General features: G+C 34.9%; 1 protein-coding gene. It reads right to left on the bottom strand.

Going from position 1 to position 482, the window contains the following annotated elements; genetic code table 11:
• Positions 1–471 (bottom strand): IS607 family transposase (locus N0824_RS19160; protein WP_108937908.1); only part of this gene is annotated, 471 nt, incomplete at its 3' end.
• Positions 472–482: the final 11 nt, after the last annotated feature.

Here is a 482-nt window from a genome sequence, read left to right as displayed (position 1 = left end):
GAAGTCTTGCCTTAAATCGTCTTTTCTTTCTTCTGCTAGATTCACGACCTCTAGATCTCTATTTGTTTGAGTTAAAAGAACTTTCAGATAATTAAACCCTACTCTGCTTAAACGATCTTTATGTTCTACGACAATCAAATTATAATCAGTTTGTTCTAGAAGTTTTAATAATAGCTTTCGATGATCATTGACTCCACTTCCTACTTCTTTAACTACTCGAACAATTTGATAGCCTTTCGCAATACAATAAGCTTCCAATCTTTTTGCCTGAGTCTCTAAGTTAGATTGATTTTCTGAACTAGAAACTCGCCCATAAATAGCTACTTTATTTTCACCGCAAAAACGGTCATCTTCAAAAATAATAATTGTTCCTGTAGGAAGACGTTCTCCTTGTAACTGCCCTCGATTCCACATTCTCCAAGCAGTGTCATAACTGATCCCTTTTTTCTTAGCATAATCTGATAGTTTCATGTGAACTGCAA

The sequence above is a fragment of the Microcystis sp. 0824 genome, from assembly GCF_003112475.1.
Lineage (GTDB): Bacteria > Cyanobacteriota > Cyanobacteriia > Cyanobacteriales > Microcystaceae > Microcystis > Microcystis aeruginosa_C.
This window is presented reverse-complemented; position numbering and strand designations above follow the sequence as displayed.